General features: G+C 44.2%; 16 protein-coding genes. 11 read left to right on the top strand and 5 right to left on the bottom strand.

From position 1 onward, the window contains the following. Window positions 1-71: 71 nt before the first annotated feature. From DFP76_RS09845 to DFP76_RS09810, 8 genes are all read left to right on the top strand, one after another. Complete coding sequence (locus DFP76_RS09845; protein WP_113874466.1) at window positions 72-1100, top strand: TAXI family TRAP transporter solute-binding subunit; 1029 nt, start codon at window positions 72-74, stop codon at window positions 1098-1100. Window positions 1101-1194: 94 nt separating this feature from the next. Continuing rightward, the gene (locus tag DFP76_RS09840) at window positions 1195-3318 is read left to right on the top strand and encodes a TRAP transporter permease (protein WP_113874465.1); all 2124 of its coding nucleotides are present in this window, start codon (window positions 1195-1197) and stop codon (window positions 3316-3318) included. A 252-nt stretch (window positions 3319-3570) separates the two neighbouring features. Further along, window positions 3571-4257, top strand: a complete 687-nt coding sequence (locus DFP76_RS09835; RefSeq protein WP_113874464.1) for a response regulator transcription factor — start codon at window positions 3571-3573, stop codon at window positions 4255-4257. Next, complete coding sequence (locus DFP76_RS09830) at window positions 4254-5636, top strand: histidine kinase sensor domain-containing protein (protein WP_113874463.1); 1383 nt, start codon at window positions 4254-4256, stop codon at window positions 5634-5636. Before DFP76_RS09835 ends, DFP76_RS09830 begins: the two co-directional genes overlap by 4 nt. Before the next feature lie 128 nt (window positions 5637-5764). After that, entirely contained in the window at window positions 5765-7732 is a 1968-nt protein-coding gene (locus DFP76_RS09825; protein ID WP_113874462.1) for a TonB-dependent receptor domain-containing protein, read from the top strand. A 75-nt stretch (window positions 7733-7807) separates the two neighbouring features. After that, window positions 7808-8986: an ABC transporter substrate-binding protein gene (locus DFP76_RS09820; RefSeq protein ID WP_113874461.1), complete on the top strand. Its 1179-nt coding sequence runs from the start codon at window positions 7808-7810 to the stop codon at window positions 8984-8986. Beyond that, window positions 8979-10085, top strand: a complete 1107-nt coding sequence (locus tag DFP76_RS09815) for a FecCD family ABC transporter permease (protein ID WP_113874460.1) — start codon at window positions 8979-8981, stop codon at window positions 10083-10085. The genes DFP76_RS09820 and DFP76_RS09815 overlap by 8 nt, the downstream gene beginning before the upstream one ends. After that, window positions 10082-10840 carry an ABC transporter ATP-binding protein gene (locus tag DFP76_RS09810; RefSeq protein WP_113874459.1) on the top strand — a complete coding sequence of 253 codons (759 nt, stop codon included), beginning with the start codon at window positions 10082-10084 and terminating at the stop codon, window positions 10838-10840. Before DFP76_RS09815 ends, DFP76_RS09810 begins: the two co-directional genes overlap by 4 nt. A gap of 19 nt (window positions 10841-10859) precedes the next feature. Here DFP76_RS09810 and DFP76_RS09805 read toward each other — a convergent pair whose 3' ends face one another. Then, entirely contained in the window at window positions 10860-12212 is a 1353-nt protein-coding gene (locus tag DFP76_RS09805) for a peptidoglycan DD-metalloendopeptidase family protein (RefSeq protein ID WP_113874458.1), read from the bottom strand. A gap of 405 nt (window positions 12213-12617) precedes the next feature. On the opposite strand from DFP76_RS09805, the gene fdhD reads away from it, so the two are divergent. Together fdhD and DFP76_RS09795 are read left to right on the top strand one after the other, a co-directional pair. Beyond that, window positions 12618-13457 (top strand): formate dehydrogenase accessory sulfurtransferase FdhD, encoded by an 840-nt coding sequence (fdhD, locus tag DFP76_RS09800; protein ID WP_113874457.1) that lies wholly within the window; start codon window positions 12618-12620, stop codon window positions 13455-13457. Next, on the top strand, window positions 13447-15777 hold the full coding sequence (locus tag DFP76_RS09795; protein WP_113874456.1) for an FdhF/YdeP family oxidoreductase: 2331 nt from the start codon (window positions 13447-13449) through the stop codon (window positions 15775-15777). Before fdhD ends, DFP76_RS09795 begins: the two co-directional genes overlap by 11 nt. A gap of 20 nt (window positions 15778-15797) precedes the next feature. On the opposite strand, the gene DFP76_RS09790 is transcribed toward DFP76_RS09795, so the two are convergent. After that, window positions 15798-17252, bottom strand: a complete 1455-nt coding sequence (locus DFP76_RS09790; RefSeq protein WP_113874455.1) for a TrkH family potassium uptake protein — start codon at window positions 17250-17252, stop codon at window positions 15798-15800. 199 nt (window positions 17253-17451) lie between these two features. On the opposite strand from DFP76_RS09790, the gene DFP76_RS18345 reads away from it, so the two are divergent. Beyond that, the gene (locus DFP76_RS18345) at window positions 17452-17574 is read left to right on the top strand and encodes a hypothetical protein (protein ID WP_281269733.1); all 123 of its coding nucleotides are present in this window, start codon (window positions 17452-17454) and stop codon (window positions 17572-17574) included. A gap of 51 nt (window positions 17575-17625) precedes the next feature. Here the strand turns inward: DFP76_RS18345 and DFP76_RS09785 are convergent, their stop codons facing one another. From DFP76_RS09785 to DFP76_RS09775, 3 genes are all read right to left on the bottom strand, one after another. Beyond that, entirely contained in the window at window positions 17626-18036 is a 411-nt protein-coding gene (locus DFP76_RS09785; protein ID WP_113874454.1) for an acyl-CoA thioesterase, read from the bottom strand. 1 nt (window position 18037) lies between these two features. After that, window positions 18038-19891 carry a feruloyl-CoA synthase gene (locus DFP76_RS09780; RefSeq protein WP_113874453.1) on the bottom strand — a complete coding sequence of 618 codons (1854 nt, stop codon included), beginning with the start codon at window positions 19889-19891 and terminating at the stop codon, window positions 18038-18040. A 151-nt stretch (window positions 19892-20042) separates the two neighbouring features. Further along, the gene (locus DFP76_RS09775) at window positions 20043-20810 is read right to left on the bottom strand and encodes an SDR family NAD(P)-dependent oxidoreductase (RefSeq protein ID WP_113874452.1); all 768 of its coding nucleotides are present in this window, start codon (window positions 20808-20810) and stop codon (window positions 20043-20045) included. Window positions 20811-20825 lie beyond the last annotated feature (15 nt).

Below are 20825 nucleotides of genomic sequence, written 5' to 3'. Positions count from 1 at the left end.
TGGTATGCATTTCGCTATAGTAACGCGCTATAGTTAAATTGGACTCACCCCATAATGAGGAGAAAAATAATATGAAATTGGGATTTGTAACCAAAGCCATTCTAAGCAGTGCTACAGCGGCTGCCATCGCACTATCATCTGGTGCTGCTTCGGCAGACGATAAGCGCAATTACATCCTAGCGACAGCATCAACTGGTGGCACCTACTACCCTGTTGGCGTAGCGATTGCGACTTTGAGTAAAGTAAAACTCGAACCTAAATTTGGTTTATCCGTTTCTGCTATCAGCTCTGCAGGCTCAGGTGAAAACATCAAACTTCTGCGTGAAGACCAAGCTCAATTTGCTATTCTACAAGGCTTATATGGTGCATGGGCATGGGAAGGTGAAGGTCCTTTCAAACAATCCGGTAAGCAAACCGAACTACGCTCTGTCTCCATGCTTTGGCAAAATGTTGAACACTTCGTATTGAAGTCTGATTTAGCCAAAACCGGTACGGTTGCCGATCTAAAAGACTTAGAAGGGACAAACAATAAATTTTCCATCGGTAAGAAAAACTCTGGAACGGAAGGATCAGGTCGCCAGCAATTAAGTGGCCTTGGCATTGATCCAGACAAATTCAGCTTAGCTTACATGGGTTACGGTGCCAGCGCTGATGCCATGCAAAACGGCAACATCGAAGGCATGAATACCCCTGCCGGTGTTCCTGTCAGTGCGGTAACACGTTTATACGCTTCCATGGGCGATAAGGTACAAGTACTGGACTTCACCGATGAACAAATGAAAGCGGCCAACGGTAATTACGAGCTATGGACTCGCTATGTGATTCCAGCTAACACTTACCCAGGTCAAACTAAAAACATCAACACAGTTGCGCAGCCGAACTTCTTGGCAGCCCGTGCTGATCTTTCAGAAGACGATGTTTACCAGCTAACCAAATCCCTTTATGAAAACCTCGGTTACTTGAGCGCAATCCATAAAGCGACGTCTGTTATGGCCATTGAAAAAGCCATTGCAGGTTTGCCGGTACCACTTCACCCAGGTGCAGCACGTTACTATCGTGAACGTGGCATTGATATTCCAGCACGCTTGATTGCGGAATAACACGCCTTTTAATGCAGCGCCATAGTTTACCGATGCTCAATTGGTTTTATCTATGGCGCTTTGTTTGTTCTTTATGTATTCCTAAGGTAGCTTAATGACTGCTTCAACACCCTCTACAGACGACCAAGAAATCAATCTTGAGGACTTCGAAACCAAGCACCGCTCCAGCCCTTGGATCAATCGTTTTGTCTTTACTTTGTCGATATTTCTAGCGGTTGCTCATATCTACATCAACACCATAGCAACCTTGCCCGAATTATGGGTGTCTGCTTTTCATTTTGCTGGCTTTGGCGCTTTGTGTGCGTTACTGATTCCTGCCAGCCCTAAGTGGCAACAGAGTAAGCTCGCTTTACTGTGTGACAGCCTGATTGTCTTGGCCCTAGCCGGTATGGTGTTGTACATCATTTTCTTTGAAGACGCCCTCTATGCCAGAGGCGTCACCTTCGATACCGCCGACTGGATTGTGTCCAGTGCCGCGGTACTGCTTTCATTAGAGTTAATCCGCCGCACCAGCGGTTGGTTCATTCCTGTTTTAATCCTCATCGCCTTAAGTTATGTGGTTGTTTGGGGGCAATGGTTAGGTGGCATGTTTACCTTCCCAGGTTTAAGCATGGAAACGCTTCTGTATCGCAGCTTCTTTAGTACCGATGGCATGTTTGGTTCCATCTCACGTATTTCATGGAGCTTTGTCTTCATGTTTATCTTGTTCGGTGCTTTTTTAGTAAAATCAGGAGCCGGTGATTTCATTATTGATTTGTCTCGTGCTCTGGCCAGTAAAATGATTGGTGGACCGGGCTTTGTCGCCGTTTTAGGCTCTGGTTTAATGGGGTCTGTGTCAGGATCTTCAGTTGCAAATACTGTGTCGACTGGTGTCATCACGATCCCATTAATGAGACGCGCAGGCTTCCCTGCTCGTTTTGCTGCGGGCATTGAAGCGGCCGCTTCCACTGGTGGGCAGTTGATGCCGCCTGTCATGGGCGCTGGCGCATTCATTATGGCCTCTTATACTCAGGTGTCTTACGTTACCATTATTGGTGCTGCGGCCATTCCTGCTCTGCTTTACTTCTTATCGGTTGGCTTTTTTGTTCGTGTTGAAGCCAAACGCAGTAAAGTCATCGCGACAGAAGATGACAGCAACATTGTCGTGTCGCAAGTACTCAAAGAAGGTTGGCACCATATTTTACCACTGGGTGTGCTCGTCACCTTATTGGTACAAGGTTTTACCCCAACCTATGCGGCGGGCTTAAGTATCATTGCGGTCATTTTGGCTTCCTTTCTTTCCAAAAAGCACAAGATGGGACCTGTAGCCATTTTAGATGCCATGGCACAAGGTGCCAAAAACATGTCCACCACAGCGGTGCTTTTGATTGGTATCGGTTTAGTGGTCAATGTCATCAGCACAACGGGCGTCGGCAACACCTTTTCTTTATTGATCACTGATTGGGCAGGCGGTAGCTTATTTTTCACCATCGTTCTTGTTGCCATCGCGTCTTTGATTTTGGGCATGGGGTTACCTGTGACGGCATCTTATATTGTACTAGGTACCTTATCGGCCCCGGCTTTGTTCAACCTCATCTCAGAAAGCCAATTGGTTGACATGATTGCCTCTGGCACCTTACCAGAAGCCGCCCACGCTATTTTCATGTTAGTCGACCCTGGTGTCATGAGCTCTCTTGCTCAAGGTATGCCAATCGATCAAGCTCAAGCATTGGTCGCTCAAGTACCCAATGACTTTAAAGGCATGCTAATGGATCAAGCGTTAGGGGCAGAACATGTGGCAATGATTCTGGTCACGGCACACATGATCATCTTCTGGTTATCTCAAGACAGTAATGTCACGCCACCTGTCTGTTTAACTGCGTTTGCAGCAGCAGCGATTGCCAAAACACCGCCTATGTTAACCGGCATGACAGCATGGAAATTGGCAAAAGGTTTATACATAGTGCCGCTATTAATGGCCTATACCCAACTTATTGGCGGTGACGCTGAAACACTCATGCGTTTATGCTTTTTCGGTGTCTTTGGGTTATACGCTTTAGTGGCGGCAATGGAAGGCTATTTAGAAGACAAACTGTCCATTCCATTTCGGGTCTTGGCACTAGCAGCCGCTGTTTTGATGCTGTGGCCTAATTTAGACATTTGGTTACAAGCCATTGGCTTAGGTGTCTTCTTGGTACTCTTTATTCTAGGAAATCGGAGTTATCGCGCCGCGGCATAAGCCGTGGCTTTTGATGCTTGTTCTAGAATCATCCACCCCTATTAATAATCGCCAAACAACGTCATGTAATTATGATGTTTGTTTTAATGGAAAGTTCATGTCTGGTCTATCGGACATGAACTTTCTCTTTGATTGTCAATCGTCCCTACCCTCAAAGCTCTAACAAAGCTCTTCCCTACCATTTTTTATTTATGTGACTTTACAAAAGAAAAACAATAGAATGAAAATCATTTTCGTTTAGTGGTGTCTATCATGTCAACGTCAAAAATTTTGATTATTGAAGATGATGTTTTTTTAGGACAAAGAATATCTCAATTACTAGAGTCTAAAGGATTTCAAACCAAACTGTGTCAGGACGGTGAGCAAGGTCTACTCGAAGCCATCAAACATTCTTTTGATTTAGTGTTACTCGACGTTATGTTGCCCAGCTTAAATGGACTGAATGTTTTAACCTTGCTGCGCAAAGAACGTCAAACGCCCGTTATGATGCTAACAGCACTTGGTGCCGAAGAAGACCGTATTAAAGGGCTCAGCATTGGCGCCGACGATTACCTCTCCAAACCCTTTAATTTTACCGAAATGTGGCTAAGGGTCGATGCCCTATTGAGACGCACCTTGCAGTCAAAAGAAGCCAAAAGCACCTTAAACCTAGTCGACAACCTGCTCACTTTGTCACGTATTGGGCAGAGTGTTCATTTCGATCAACAAATTATTGACTTATCCCCTATTCAATTCCGCTTATTATGGCTTCTGGTGGAAAATCAAAACATCACTCTCAGCAAAGCTTTTTTGTCTCAAATGGCACTTGGTAAAGCACATAATCAATATGACCGTAGCCTTGATATGCACATCAGTCGTATCCGAAAAAAGCTAGTAGCCGCTGGTATGCCCAGCGAACAACTCTCTACAGTGCATGGCCAAGGATATTGCTACCGATGAAAAATCGCTTACTTTGGAAACTCTTTTTTGTTGTTGCCGTAAGCACTGTAGTGCTGTTTTGGCTTATTGATCTCGTCGCTCAGCATACCGAGGAAAGCATGAGCTATATTGATCACTCCTATCGAGAAGAACTGAAATACTACGCGAAGGAAGCTGAGAGAATTCTTAATACTGAAGGTGAGGAAGCTCTAGCAAAATGGATAGATCAAATAGAAAGGAAGGAAAATACCTGGATAGCAATTGCCTTGCCTTCTATCACAACTTTAGCGAATACAAAGTTATCACAACATTACATTGATGCTTTCACCTTAGGCCGCAGTATTGAATGGAAAATTCACCTATACTTCACTCAAAATCCGACGATGGATATTCCTTTTACAGATGGCCATACACGGTTTTTAATTCAACTCCCCCAAAGAATGCGGCCTGGCAATAATCTTCTTATTGTTGATTTGATACTGCAAATCGCCATTCCCTTTTTACTACTCTGTCTGATTACTTTTGTTTTATATAAACATGTAATGAAGCCCCTAAAAAAACTAGAAAGAGCCACGCACCAATTTAGCGAAGGTAAATTTGATGTACGTGCGAATGAAGGCTTTTCACACCGTCATGATGAACTCACCAATTTGGCGTCTACCTTTGATACTATGGCAGACCGCATCAGTACATTGATCATAAGCCAGAGACAGTTGTTAGCGGATTTATCACATGAACTAAGAACACCGTTAGCACGCTTGAATATTGCAGTAGATTGCGTTGAGCAAGACCTGGATTCGAAGCAAGCATTGGAAAGGTTGCGCTATGAATCTTCCAATATGCAAGGTTTGATAGAAGATGCTCTAACACTGGCTTGGTTTAATACGGAATCGCCCTCTCTCAAATTAGATGCATTAGAAATAACCTCTCTTCTACAAGTCATTGTCGACGATGCACGATATGAATTCTCTCAACATAACATTCAGCTAATACAACCAGATCATGAAATATTCATCAACAGTGCTCAACAAGCATTAACTGCAGCGTTGGAAAATATCATTAGGAATGGTTTATTTCACACTCCGGCAGGAAAAACCCTCAAAGTCCAGCTAGACCAAAAATCAGACCATCTAGACATTGAGATCAGAGATCAAGGACATGGAGTACCAAATAAACATTTGGAAGACATATTTACCCCCTTTTTCCGCCTAAAACAAAACGAGCAGAATAATCAAAATGACGATCCTAGTATCAGTTCCAAAAAAAGTGGCTATGGTCTCGGTTTGGCACTGGCCAAGCGGCAAATACTGGCACTTGGTGGCTCAATTCATGCTGAAAATATTAATCAAGAACCAGAAAACGGCTTACGAGTATTAATTTGTCTTCCATGTAAAAACTGAAATAAAGCGCGAGCATAAAGGGCTAACATGATCGAAATGTAACAGATGTAAAAGTCATTCACATTATTTACATAAAACACATAATAGCTTCAAACAATGTAAACAATTCTCATTTATAGAGGTTAATTATGTCTTCCTGTCGCGTATTTACTAAGTCTCTTTTGGCCACAGCCATCTTCCAAGCCGTTTTATCAACCCAAGCGATTGCGGAGGATGCAACCGTTCTTGATGAGCTAAAAGTAGAAGGTCGCGCCATCACTGAGCTGGATCAAGCCATCTCTTCCGAAGACATAGAAAACAGCCAAACAACTGACCTTGAGGGATTATTTCGCAACAAAAGTGAAGTTACCGCTGGCGGCTCTGTCAAAATGGGCCAAAAAATCTATGTACGTAACATAGGTGAAGACTCTCTAAACATTACCATTGATGGTGCTGAACAAGCCGGCGGCATATTTCATCATGCTGGACGTATTAGCATCGAGCCAGAGTTATTGAAACGCGTCGAAATAGAAGCTGGAGCGGCCAGTGCTACGTCTGGTCCTGGAGCGCTAGGAGGTTCGGTTCGTTTTATCACCAAAGACCCAAGCGATTTATTAAAAGACGATCAAAACCTTGGTGTGTTATTGAAATCGACCATAAGTAGCAATGGGGACGGTATTAAAAACAGCGCCACTATTTATGGTCGAACATCATCCGCTAAAACAGAAGCAATGCTTCATTTGACAGACTCAAGTCATGACAATTATGAAGACGCTGATGACAACGAAATCAAAGGGACAGAACTGGATGAGACTCTTGGTTTCTTAAAAATCAAAACTCACCTCACAGATGAACAAACGCTTTCGATCACACATGAAAACTTAACCGAAGAAGGGGATGTTTTGTACAAGCCAGAACATTTTGCCAGCGCTAGAAACGTTGCAGAACCCACTTCAGGAGACAGACAAACCACAACGTTAAATTATCGATTCACTGATTTTGACAATGATTTGCTTGATACCAAAGTGACTGTTTACCAAACCAACAATGAACAAAGCCGTGAATATACCGGTACAAAGTACACCGGCAACGTCGAAACGATTGGCCTTACGTTAGAAAACACTAGCCTAATCAAGCAGCATGAATTGACGTACGGCTTAAACTATCGAGATGATGAAAGCTATTTCGCAGAAACAACGGAATACGTAGAAAAAGGCACCGTAGTGGGCATCTATATTCAAGATAATATTGAAGTGACCCCAAAATTGATGCTCTCTGCTGGCGCTCGTTATGACCAATATGAACTTACCGATGTAAATGGAAGTGAATTTTCTGAAGGTGGATTATCTCCTAACATTGGAACGGTTTATCACATTAACGATACTTTAAATGTAACCGCAAACTACGCTCAAGCGCTTCGTGGTCCAGAAATAAAAGATGCTTATAAACTCTCTTCTGGCATTAGTAACGCCGATGATTTACAAGCAGAAACCGCCAAAAATCTTGAATTAGGCGTCAATTACCGAAAAAATCAATTAGCCATTGGAGCGGGTATTTATAAATCGACCATTGAGGACGGAATAGGAACTGAGCTGCCTTGGTCTAAAGTGTCTGATAATTATGATTTTGATATTGAAACAGAAGGTTTCTATCTGGATCTAACTTATCAGATGAACAAACTGTTAGCCGGCCTTCACTTCCATAGTGCCGACACCAAAGCGAATGACCAGATTGTCACACGTTATGTATATGGCTCTACAGCAACCTCAATAGGCGATACTTTAGTATTGAGCCTAGATTATCAAGTAAGCAACACATTTGAAGCTGGCTGGTCCGCTGAATTTGTAAAAGGCCTCCATAATATTCAGCAAACGGTAGGAACAACAGACTTAGAGCTTGATAAACCTGGCTATGCAGTTCATAACCTTTATGCCAAATGGCTGCCATTGGGAGACGATCAATTAACTCTTTCTTTGACCATTAATAATCTTTTTGACAAACAATACCTAAGCCACGCCAGTGTTGAAGACTACACATCAAATGCTGGCTGGGAAAGCATTTCAGGTTCGGCTGCCGCCGGTCGCGACATTCGCTTAAGTGCTGCACTGAAATTCTAGTCATAACCCTCTTTCCCCTTTCGCCAGCGTTTAGTCATAAACGTTGGCTTTTTAGTACAAGGAGATTTTCTTACCATGGTATCTTCATTTACGTTAAACAACATCAGATTATGCTTGGCATTTTTGCTACTCATTACTTTAAGCTCAGTGATTTACGCTGAACAAAAGCCCTTTACTGTAACCGATTTAGCAAATCGAAAAATCACCTTTTCTGAGCAGCCAAAAAGAGTTATTTTGGGTGATAGTCGCTATCTACATGCCTTGTCTATACTAGATCAGGATAATCCAATTAAACCCATTGCAGGTATGCTATCCAAACTCGAATGGGTAGATTACGGCAGCTATCTTGAATACCAAAAACGCTTCCCAGAAATTGATAACATCCCCATTATTGGTCGCTCTTCAGCGGACAGTTTTAGTATAGAAAGCGCCATAGAATTAAAAGCAGACTTAGCCATTTTTAGTCTTGATGGGCATGGCCCTAATGCGCGCCATGCCAATACTATTAAAATCCTTGAAAAAGCAGGTATTAAAGTTATTTTTGTTGATTTTAGAAAGGCGCCGTTGAAAAACACTCCAATCAGTTTAATGCTTCTAGGAAAGGTCTTAGGCAAAGAAGCGCAAGCTAAACATTTTATCCGCTACTATAAACAACAGCTTAACAAAGTCACTACGACCATTAGCAAGTTATCTCCGACACAAAAGAAGCGAGTATTCATTCATAGTCGTGTCGGCGTATTAAGCGCTTGCTGTGAAACCATGAGTCGAGGAATGATGGCGGATTTTATTGATACGGCTGGAGGCAATAACATTGCGTTGTCGGTCGTTCCTGGTGTCGCCGGCATCATGAACCAAGAATACCTATTAGCACAACAACCAGATGTTTATATCGCCACGGCCGTTGGGTCAAAAGGTATGCCTAAAGAAAGTCCTGATGATGAACTTCCCTATGTAATGCTCGGAGCAGGTGTTCCTGAAAAATACGCAGAACAATCTCTACATCAAGCGTTAATTCGCTATAACCTAACATCATTGATGGCTTTTCAAACACAGCAAAGTTATGCACTTTGGCATGGTTTCTATAATTCACCATTAAACGTTGTTGCTGTACAAGTTGTCGCCAAATGGCTATACCCAGAGGCATTTCAAGATCTAAATCCCGACGCGACATTGCAGTACTTTTTCAATCACTTCCAGGCGATACCGCTAACAGGCGTTTATTGGACAAAGCTTTCTAAGGCTGTTCATGAATAAGAAAAATTGGCTATCATCATTGCTTTTTCAACTATTCAAAAAATCACCTAGTCCGTCGGACTCTCTGGCTAATCAGTATCGTCATCATGTCGGCACGCGCATGCTGTTTTTGACCCTATTAACCATAGGTATTGTGGTGGCATTGTTGTACGACCTAGCGACAGGACCTTCTTCTCTTACTTATGTCGATTTAATAAAGGGCATTTGGTCTCCCAACTCATTATCCATGTCTCAGCAGGTTATTATTTGGGATATTCGATTGCCCTATGCACTTATGGCTATTTTAGTCGGAGCGTCTCTAGGTTTAGCTGGGGCGGAAATGCAAACCGCACTAAACAATCCATTGGCAAGCCCATTCACTCTTGGCGTCGGTTCAGCTGCCACTTTTGGCGCATCCTTAGCCATCGTTTTTGATTTTAGTGACTATGGTATTAGCCAGACATATTTATTACCTATCTTTGCTTTTTCCTTAGCCTGTTTGACGTCACTCATTATTCTTGGGGTTGCCAACAGCTTAGGTGGCAGTATTCAAAGTGTATTACTATTTGGTATCGCATTAATGTTTGGATTAAACGCCATGGTCGGTGTCATTCAATTTATTGCAGAAGAAGGTGAGCTCCAGCAAATCGTATTTTGGACCATGGGAAGTCTCGCAAGAGCTGACTTAGAAAAAGCCTTCATTGTCAGTTTTGTTTTACTCTTATGCTTTTTCATCAGCTTACGTCATGCTTGGTCTATGACGATACTTCGCAGTGGTGAAGAACAAGCTCAGAGTATGGGGATCAATGTCAAACGACTAAGGTTAATGACCCTAATACGTGTAAGTTTAGTAACCGCAGTTGCTCTTGCCTTCGTTGGTGAAATTGGTTTTATTGGCTTAGTGGCTCCGCATATTGCTCGAATGATCATTGGCGAAAGTCATCGATTTTTTATTGTTGCCAGCACCTTATGTGGTGCTCTGCTGCTGTCTCTCGCCTCGATCGTCAGTAAAGGCTTTATCCCTGGTTTGGTACTTCCCATTGGCATGGTTACCGCACTCGTAGGAATACCATTCTTTATTGCTCTTATCTATCAACATCAAAAGCGCAATCCAATATGAGTTTAGAATTGAATAATATTGGTGTCGCTTACGGCACTAAACAAGTCCTATCGAACATCACGACAGATACTATAAAGCCGGGGAGTTTAGTCGCTTTATTAGGTCAAAACGGCGCAGGTAAATCCACCTTTGTAAAAAGTTTAGCGGGGCTAATCCCTTATCAAGGGCATGCTTATTTGGAAGGTATGGAGCTTGCTAAAATGCATCAATACGAGCGTTTAAAAAACATTGGTTATGTTCCACAAACGCTACCTCAAGGTAACAGTTTACTGGCCTATGAAGTAATTAAGAGTGCCGCTTCAGCGCTTCAACAACACAATCAAGAACACCTTATTGAAGAGGTATTTGAGCGCCTGAGCATAGCCCATTTAGCATTCTATCCAATGCATAAATTGTCTGGTGGTCAAAAGCAAATGATTAGTTTAGCGCAGGCACTTGTGCGTCATCCTAAGCTGTATTTGTTAGATGAACCAACCAGTGCTCTGGATCTTAACTGGCAAATGCAGGTATTGAATACCATTCGAGAGGAAGTCAATTCACAGAACTCGATTGCCTTACTGATCAGCCATGATATCAATTTGGCTTTGCGTTATTGCGACCAAGTTATCTTATTGCATCAGGGCAACATATTGAGCATTGGAAACCCTAAAAACAGTTTAACCACTGAAAATATCGCTCTGGCTTACAAGGTCGAAGCGCGAATTGAAACCTGCTCACAAGGCCACCCTATTGTTCTCGTGGATAAACCAATCTAATTTAGGAAGCAGGTGGGCTTTAATCTGTAACCGTAGGCTCATCTTTCGCCATCATTTCAATCCACTGCACGACGTTTCGATTGTATTCGTCTCTTTGGTCTGCAGGGACAGATTTGGCCGTTGGAATTTTAGCGGTCATTGGGTTGACTGGGCGACCTCGAACATGCAATTCGTAATGCAAATGCGCTCCTGTGGTTCGTCCAGTGTTGCCTGATAAAGCAATCACTTGACCTCGTTTTACCTTCTGACCTTTTTTCACCAATATTTTGTTCAAATGCAAAAAACGAGAGCCGTAAGGCCCAGTGTAATCAATCACTATGTATTTCCCCGCGTATTTGTGTGTGGCCACTCGTGTTACCACACCATCGCCAGTCGCAAGGATTTTTGTGCCGACAGGTGTCGCTAGGTCAACCCCATTATGGGGTGCAGGATGTCCAGTAATAGGGTGAAGGCGATTAGCATTAAAAGGTGAACTAATACGGTAATGTTTCGCCGTTGGCCAGCGTAATAAGGCGGGGGTCAGGCTATTACCATCTTGATCATAAAAACGTCCATCAGAGTGTAAAAAAGCGCGGTAGATTTTACCCTGAACTTTAAACTGCAAAGCCTCAATTTGAGTATCGCCTACAGAAACACCATCAATGCTGCCGTTCTTGACGATCAAATCAAATTCGTCATTCGCACGTAAATCCTTGCGGAAATTCACACGCCCTTTTAACACATCATGAATGATTAAAATGTTGTTATCCGATAAGCCGACTTTCTTCGCCGACAAATAGAAGTTGCCTGTTATCTTGCTGTGTATACTGGTCTGCGTATAACGAATGGGCTTAATGTCTTCTTGATAAGTAAAGCCACCACTTCCATGACGAACGTAAGACACACTTTTACTGATATCAATGCGTCGAGTCAGGGTTTGCAGCTGACCGTCACTGTCTAGCTTAAAGGTAAAGCGATTATTCGGCAGTAAGGGTTCCAGTACCAAGTATTCTTGGTCAGCTTCTAAAACAGAGTACATGGATTCACGAGACAAACCAAAACGAGAGAAGATTTTCGCTAAGGTGTCTCCAGGCTTGATGACATAGTCGATGCTTGGCGGGGCGACACTGGCTTGCTCCACCTCCTCTATCGGATCAGTAGTCAACAAGGATTCAAACTCGACATCATCACTATCCGAAGGTTCAATAAGATGCTTTTGAATACTGGTACTGGTTGAGCTAGTCGGCAGAACGTAGTCTTTAGGATTGGTTTCTGAAGGAGAAACCAGTGCTCGATAAACCCATAAAAATAGCAAAAAAACAGCCACGATAATGGCTAGCCAAGCTCGCTGGTCATCTAGGACCCAACGCGAAAGGCGTTTTAAAAACGGCATATAAAAACTCATAAGGAAATGTGGACTATTGAAAAGCCCAACTACTTACTGAACACAACGTCACACACTTTCTCTATGTTAAACAGGACGTAAGACAAAACCTGCACATACTGTGTCGTATGTCTGTTTTGACTGCCACTCTTGTTGCGTAAAAATCTCCCTTGATGCCTGATCTGAGACATTATTTACAAAATACATACAAAAAACACGTCATTTTATTTGAGGGCGCTAGAATACGGTATTTCATTGTTTAAATAAACACCTCTTCCAAGCAATCCCTTGGCCAATAGACAGTGGTCAATTCCAGCAGCAAAAATGCACCTTCTTTTCACCACAAAACCATAGACGAGAAACTTTCGCCTACGTACTATGAAGTTTGATTTTCATCCTTCGACAAGGTCACTTATGTCACTCGATTCAATGAAGTTTCATGGCTACTGCAGTACGAAATTTTCAGGGGAAGCGGATTCTCTTGAGCTAGCCTATGTCGATCTTGTAGAAGAAGTACCTCTAAGCCTCAGTATTAATGACATTGCCTATGCGGTGATCATGATCACGCCAGTAAATGTGGAAGAATTCGCACTCGGTTATGCTTTGAGCGAAGGCCTCATCCAACACCAACAAGATGTTCGTGACATCGACATACAACCGCATAACAGCTCACGGAATATTGACGGCATACACATCAATTTGATCATCAGTAGTCGACGCTTTAGTGAATTTAAAAGCAAGCGCAAAATTCACCTTGGGGCCAGTGGTTGCGGATTATGTGGTATTGAATCACTTGATCAAGCTTTCCCATCATTAATGCCATTAGAGCCATCTAAGTGTTTATCAGCAGAATTGCTTGGCGACCTAAGGAGTCGACTCAATCAGGCGCAACAGCTGGGTCAGAAAACCGGCGCATTGCACGCGGCTTTGCTGCTATCTGAACGAGGCGACACTCTGGTTTGCATGGAAGACATAGGTCGACATAACTGCCTGGATAAAATCATTGGCTACGCCGCGCGCCAAGGCATAAGCTTGCACAATCATAGTATTGTTATGTCCAGTCGATGCAGCACAGAATTGATTCAAAAAGCTGTTAGAGCAGGATTGTCTCATCTAATCCATCTTGCTTCACCAAGCCACCTTGCCGTCAAACTTGCTAATCAATATGGCTTGACCCTAATCCACCTTACCAAACAAAATGAGCCAAGATTCTTTGCCCCAACCGCTCGAAAGGATAATCAAGATGACCGATAAAACGCATACTTATAGCCCTTATAAAGGACCTGCTGGCGGCTGGGGAGCGCTGAAAAGCACAGCACAACATTGGCTGAAGAGTGAAAACGCCACACGCAATATTTTCACTCTGTTAAAAACCAACCAACCACAAGGCTTCGATTGCCCAGGCTGTGCCTGGGGCGAAAAACACGATCCAGCCAAAATTCGCTTTTGTGAAAATGGGGCTAAGGCAGTGAACTGGGAAGCCACGTCTCGTAAGGTGGACGCTGGGTTCATGGCCCAGCACAGTGTGACTTGGCTGAAGACGCAAAGCGATTACTTCTTAGAATATCAGGGGCGCTTAACCGAACCCATGCGTTATAACCCTGCTACCGATCACTACGAAGCCATCTCTTGGACGCAAGCTTTCAGTCAAATTGCCGAGGCGCTAAAAAGTCAAAATTCACCAGATAATGCGGCCTTCTATACGTCTGGCCGAGCCAGTAATGAAGCGGCTTTTCTCTATCAACTATTTGCTCGTGCTTACGGTACAAACAACTTCCCTGATTGCTCAAACATGTGTCACGAAGCCAGTGGCTATGGCCTAACCAGCAGCATCGGCATTGGCAAAGGCACCATAGAAATAGACGATTTTGAACGCGCCGATGCGGTGTTCGTATTTGGTCAGAACCCCGGCACCAACCACCCTCGCATGTTAGAAACTTTGAAAGAAGTGGTACAACGTGGCGCGCAATTACTCACTTTCAATACCTTAAAAGAACGGGGCTTAGAGCGTTTTCAGAACCCACAAAGCCCTATCGAAATGTTGACCAATTCTTCAAAACCAACCAATACCGCTTACTACACGCCTAAAATTGGCGGCGATATGGCGGTCGTTCGAGGTATGGTGAAAGTCTTGATCGAAATGGAAGAAAACGCTCAACGTGAAGGCAAAGCCATCTTTGATCATGATTTTATTGCTCAACATACTCAGGGTATGACGCCCTATCTTGAGCAAGTAAAACAAACTTCGTGGGATGAAATCCTTAATCAAGCAGGCTTAACACGAAATGAAATACAGCAGGCCGCTGAGGTCTATGCAAACGCCAACAGTGTGATCATTACTTGGGCCATGGGCATCACTCAACATCATCACTCTGTGGCCACCATTCATGAAATCGTCAATCTATTGGCCTTACGTGGCAACCTTGGTAAACCAGGTGCCGGTGCGTGTCCGGTTCGCGGCCACAGCAATGTTCAAGGTGACCGCACGATGGGCATTAATGAACGCCCTTCTCAGGCCTTTCTTGACGCTATGGAGAAACGCTTCCACTTCACGCCACCACAACAAGAAGGACTCGCTGTGGTCGATACCATTCGAGCTATGCGCGATGGGAAAGTGAAGGTGTTTATCGCCCTAGGAGGCAACTTTGCAGCGGCTACCCCCGATTCCCAAGCCACTGCCACGGCTCTAGAAAAATGCGACCTAACCGTGCAAATCAGTACAAAATTAAATCGATCCCATCTGATTACCGGCAAAGAAGCTCTGATCTTGCCTTGTCTTGGTCGAACCGACATCGACCATCAGGCCAATGGGCCACAAAAAGTCACAGTAGAAGACTCATTCAGTATGATTCACGCATCCGGTGGCGTATTAGAACCCATGAGTGATTTACAAAAATCCGAACCCGCTATCATAGCCGGTATAGCAGAAGCGACACTTGGCAACCATCCGGTTGAATGGGCATCTCTGATCGCAGATTACGACATCATTCGCGAGCACATTGCGGCGGTTGTGCCTGGCTTTTCAAACTTCAATCAACGTATTTTAAAAGATGGCGGTTTCTATTTAGGCAACAGTGCCAGAGAAAGAAACTGGAACACACCAGCTGGTAAAGCCATTTTGCATAGCCACCCTCTACCAGATTCCATTTTGCCAAAGCAAACCAAAGGCTTGCTGACCGAGAAGAGCTTTATTCTGCAAACGCTACGCTCTCATGACCAATACAACACAACCATCTATGGTTTAAACGATCGATATCGTGGTATTAAAAATGAACGTAAGGTGGTCTTTATCAACCCTGCAGACATAAAACGATTAGGCTATCGAGAAGGTCAAAAAGTCAGCATCCGTTCTCTCTGGAACGACGGAGTGGTTCGTAAAATAGACGGTTTTAAACTCGTGCCCTACAGCATCCCTGCTGGCAACTTAGCTGCTTATTACCCTGAAACCAATCCATTAGTACCACTGGATAGTCATGGCGAGTTTAGCAACACACCAACGTCAAAAAGCATCGCTGTGGAACTGGAACCAAGCGACGTTAATCTGAACGATGAACTGTCTGTAACTAACCTTTAATGTTCGCACCAGCAAATGTGTTAATGACGCCACAGTGCGGGTAAAAACAACACCAGCACGGTGAAATACTCTAAGCGACCAAGAATCATGGCAAAGCTCATTAGCCAGGTTCCTGTGTCGCTTAAAGGCGCAAAGTTATTACCCAATTCAGCAAAGCCTGGCCCAAGCACATTTAAGCAAGCAGCAGTGGCACTTAGCGACGCCATAAAACTCATGCCCGTCGCCATCAATAATAACGTAAAGATTACCGTGATAATGGCCGCCACACACATAAACCCCATCACAGAATGACGCACATCATCACTAATTCTGCGTCCTTGAAACTTCATGGTAAACACGCCATTAGGGTGTACAAGGCGCTTCACTTCCATACTAATGGACTTTAGCGAAATGATGTTACGAATGACTTTATTACCGCCAGCCGTCGAACCTGCGCAACCACCTATGTAGCCCACAAAAATCAGCACAATAGACGTCACCGCAGGCCAAGCGCCAAAATCAGTAGCGGCAAAACCAGTACTGGTGATAAAGGAAATGACGTGAAAGAAAGCTTGCGTGATAGCATTCCAAACGCCTTCTTCTGACCGACTTTGCAATAAAAATAGCCCCAATAATAAAGCCACTAGGGTAATGACCCACACAAAACCATGAGTTTCCTCATCTTGCCAATACAGCTTAATGCTACGTGCAATATAAACACGGTAATGCAAGGCAAAATTGATCGCGCCCAACACCATAAAGAGGTTACAAATCCACAAGATCAAACGGCTATCAAAATAGCCCATACTGGCATCATGGGTTGAAAAACCACCTGTCGAGACGGTGGTGAAACTGTGTCCAATGGCATCAAATAAAGACATGCCAGCTAAATAGTAAGCAATGGCGCACAGCACCGTAATAGCCAAATACACCATCCACAGATAGCGAGTGGTACTGGAGACTCTAGGAGACAGCTTTTCGTCTTTAATTGGCCCAGGCGTTTCGGCTTTTAATAAACGCATACCACCAATATTCAACATAGGTAAAATAGCGACCACAAAGATCACCACTCCCAAGCCTCCCATCCACTGTAAGAATTGGCGATACATCAAAAAGCTTGGTGGCATATCATCCAGACCCGATAAGATGGTTGCCCCCGTCGTGGTCAAAGCACTAATGGATTCAAATACCCCATCGGTAAAAGACACATGAGTCACATTGATAATTGGAATCGCGCCTAACATCCCCACTGTGAGCCAAGTTAATGACGCAAACAACATAGCTTCTCTTACATTGACAGAAGGCAAGGGGTATTTTTTAAAGGCAAACAAGAGTGGCAGTGCAAAGGCAAAGGTTGTCAAAGCCGGTACAAAAAAAGCCTCGCCCACCCTATCCTTGAAAAACATAAACGACAGTTCTGCAAACACAAACTGCACCAGACTCATCCATAAACAGGGCATGGTTAATAAGCGGATAATCAATAGCAGACGAATCATTTAGACAGCAGCCCCAAGCAATGAGGTCAAAGACAAAAGGAAGTTGAATAACTATAAGGGAATCACCCAATGGACTCTACAGAAGGCGTAAAGCAATTGCGCAAATTACAGGATTAAAAAACCAAAAAAGTGCAAAAAATATGGACGACACCAAGTGAATGTGCTTTATTGATGGGTAACACTCACTGAGGAGCAAAATATGGATATGCTTTTACTAGACGATGTTTTCCATCTAACTGCACTTGCCATTACGGTTGGAAGCTTTGTATTAATCAGCGGCAAACGCATTATTGAGTTGTGTGTCCAAACTCGCTCAGAATAAATACAAAAAAGGCCGAATAACAATTCGGCCTTTTACTAATCACTTGATGCACTAAGCTAGCATACGCTTGCGGACACTATCAGGAATCGCTTGTGCCTTTAATTCACCTTGCTCATTCAGACCTGCCCAAACCCGTTTTTCAGAGCACTCAACCGCCAACTTGCCGTCATTAAACAAACGATGCTGGATACCAAAACTGGCGTGCCCAACTTCGCTAATTTGGCTTTCGATAAGCACGATGTCGCCATATTTAGAAGGTTTATAAAACTGCGAACGAGTATCTACCATAGGAAAGCCAACCTGATTCGCTTGTCTCCGAACGTCTCTTAAAGAACATCCCATGGCCTCAAATAATGCCCCCGTAGAAGCATCAAAGAAGGCGAAGTAGCGCGGATAAAAGACGATATCCGCTGGGTCACAATCGCCCCATTCAATGCGCAGTTCTCGCTGATGCGTAAACATTTTAAAGGCTAATAACTTGTGGCGCGATTGGCTCTTGATACAAGAGTTCCACTTGATCTTGACGATTGGTTTGCACCGCGCGTTGATTCAAAGAGCCTTTATCTGTGACTTCGTGTGCGTCGATGCTCGGTGGTGCCGCTTGTAAAATGATTCGTTTTACTAAGGTCGAGCTGCCAGTATTGTGTTTTGCACACTCCACTAGCTTGTCTTTAAAGGCTTGTCGAACCGCATCATGCGCAATCACTTCTTCATTCGTTTCAACCAAATCATGAGGCAAGATGGCTTTGCAATGGGCCCAATCCGGAAACACCATTGCGGTAATATAACCACGGTTCGTACCACACAACACAACGTCTTGGGCAAACGGCGCTAACGCACTGATGAACTTAGCTCGCAAGGTTCCCGCACTGACCCAAGTACCGCTGTCGAGCTTAAAGTCTTCAGAGACTCGCCCATCAAAACGGAAGCCGCGCTGCGGCGCTTGTTCATCAAGGTAAGCAAAGGCATCGCCTAAGCAGTAGTAACCGTCTTCGTCAAAGGCCTTGGTGGTCAATTCAGGCTGACGCCAGTAACCTGGCATAACCGTAACCGCTTTGACTCGCGCTTCTAACTTGCCTTCGTTTGGCACCAGTTTAATGGACACACCAGGCGCTGGTACACCAATCACCCCAGAGGTGGACTCTTCTACGGAAGCAAAAGTGGCAGAAGGTGCGGTTTCAGTACAGCCCAGTCCCGTTAGCATAGGGATTTTCTTGCCGGTATACTGAATAGCCAAAGCATCCAAATCATCCCAAATATGCTGCGCTAACCCTGCGGCAGCGAAAAAGGTAAACTGCAAACGTGAAAAGAATTTCTTCGCAAACTCATCATCTTCCTTGAGCTTTTTCACTAACAATTCAAAGCCTTTTGGCACATTGAAATACACAGTTGGCGAGATCTCAGCTAAGTTTTTCAACGTTTTATCGAATAGTTTTTCCGTTGGCTTACCATCATCAAGATACAAGCTGCCACCGTTATACAAGGCAATACCAACATTATGATTGCCTCCAAAAGTATGATTCCAAGGTAGCCAATCCACCATAATTGGCGGCTGATCTTTGAGAAATTGCATCACTTGATGAATCATCACTTGGTTCGCACAAATCATTCGTTGCGTGTTGATGACCCCTTTTGGCATACCTGTGGTACCAGAGGTAAATAAGATCTTGGCCACAGTATCACCATTGACCTTGGCATTTTCCACATCTACTTGTTCTGAGATCGGCAGAGTTAAACACGCCTCATAAGACATGGTTGGGTTTGCGATTTGCTGCGCCTGAGTATCCCCCTTAATCACCATGACCGGCGTTTGCTCATCTCGACACACTGCTTTGATGGCTTTTTCATAAGGTGCCAGTTCATCTACCACGATTAACCCAGGGGTTAAAATGTCCATAATGCCTTGTAACTTGGCGTAATCCGTAGCGATCAAGGAGTAAGCAGGTGACAAAGGTGAGTGCGCAATGCCCACATACATGCCAGCCAACGCCAACATCAAATGCTCTGCACTGTTACCACACAAGAAGACAATCGGACGTTCCGTGGACACAGGCTGAGTCAGTAACCAAGAAGCAATACGGCGTGCTCGCGTCACGGCTTCAGAGTAGGTAATTTCATCCCACTCGCCCTGCTCATCTCGTTGGGCGACAAACACACGATCAGGGGCTTCTGTCGCCCAATATTCCAACTGATCTGTCCAGCATCGAGCAAAAGCATCTAATGGCTTTTGACTATTAATAATCTGCACACCATCATCCTGTTTGATTACCTCAATCGGATGGGCCACTACTTTAATAGGATGAAATCCAACACTCATGTTCTGCTCCTAAAACCACTTTGTTTGTTTTTGTGTGGCTTAAGTTGTGTTTTTGAGTCATTAATGACGTCGTCACTAACGCTATTATTGTTATTCTCTCGGAGGCTCAAGCTTGCGTTATCAAATACTAAGCATTGAGCCGAGCCGCCTATTATTTGGCAGCCATTCGAATGGCACCGTCCAAGCGAATCACTTCGCCATTCAACATGCTGTTTTCAATAATGTGCTGAGCTAAACCTGCATATTCATCTGGCTCCCCTAAACGCGGTGGGAATGGCACGGCTTCTCCTAACGACTTCTGCACTTCTTCTGGTAACACATCCATCATTGGGGTTTTAAATAAACCTGGGGCAATCGTCATAACACGAATACCAAAACGAGCTAATTCGCGCGCTATCGGTAGAGTCATCGCACAAACACCACCTTTTGACGCTGCATAGCCTGCTTGACCAATCTGCCCGTCAAATGCCGCCACCGATGCTGTATTAATAATCACGCCGCGCTCTAGGTTATCCGCTTGCTCATTGTGCTGCATTTTATCCGCGACTAAACGAATCATGTTGAATGTGCCAATAAGGTTGACCGAAACGGCACGCTGGAAACTGGCCAGTTTGTGCGGGCCTTCTCGTCCAACGACACGCTCAGCACCAGGAATACCGGCACAATTGATCAAACCATCAATGGCACCAAATTCGGCTACGGCTTGATCAACCGTCTTCTGTACCGACGCTTCATCAACAATATCTGTCATGCAAGCTTGTACTCGCTCACCCAAGTCCGCTTTCACACGAGCCAAACCTGTTTCATTCACATCCGCCAAGGTGACGCTGGCACCTAAGCCATGCAATCGACGCGCAACGGCTTCGCCAATCCCTGATGCCGAACCTGTGACAATGAAGTGTTTACCTTGAATTTGCATACTATAACTCCTGAA

The sequence above is a fragment of the Marinomonas aquiplantarum genome (assembly GCF_003314975.1).
GTDB lineage: Bacteria > Pseudomonadota > Gammaproteobacteria > Pseudomonadales > Marinomonadaceae > Marinomonas > Marinomonas aquiplantarum.
This window is presented reverse-complemented; position numbering and strand designations above follow the sequence as displayed.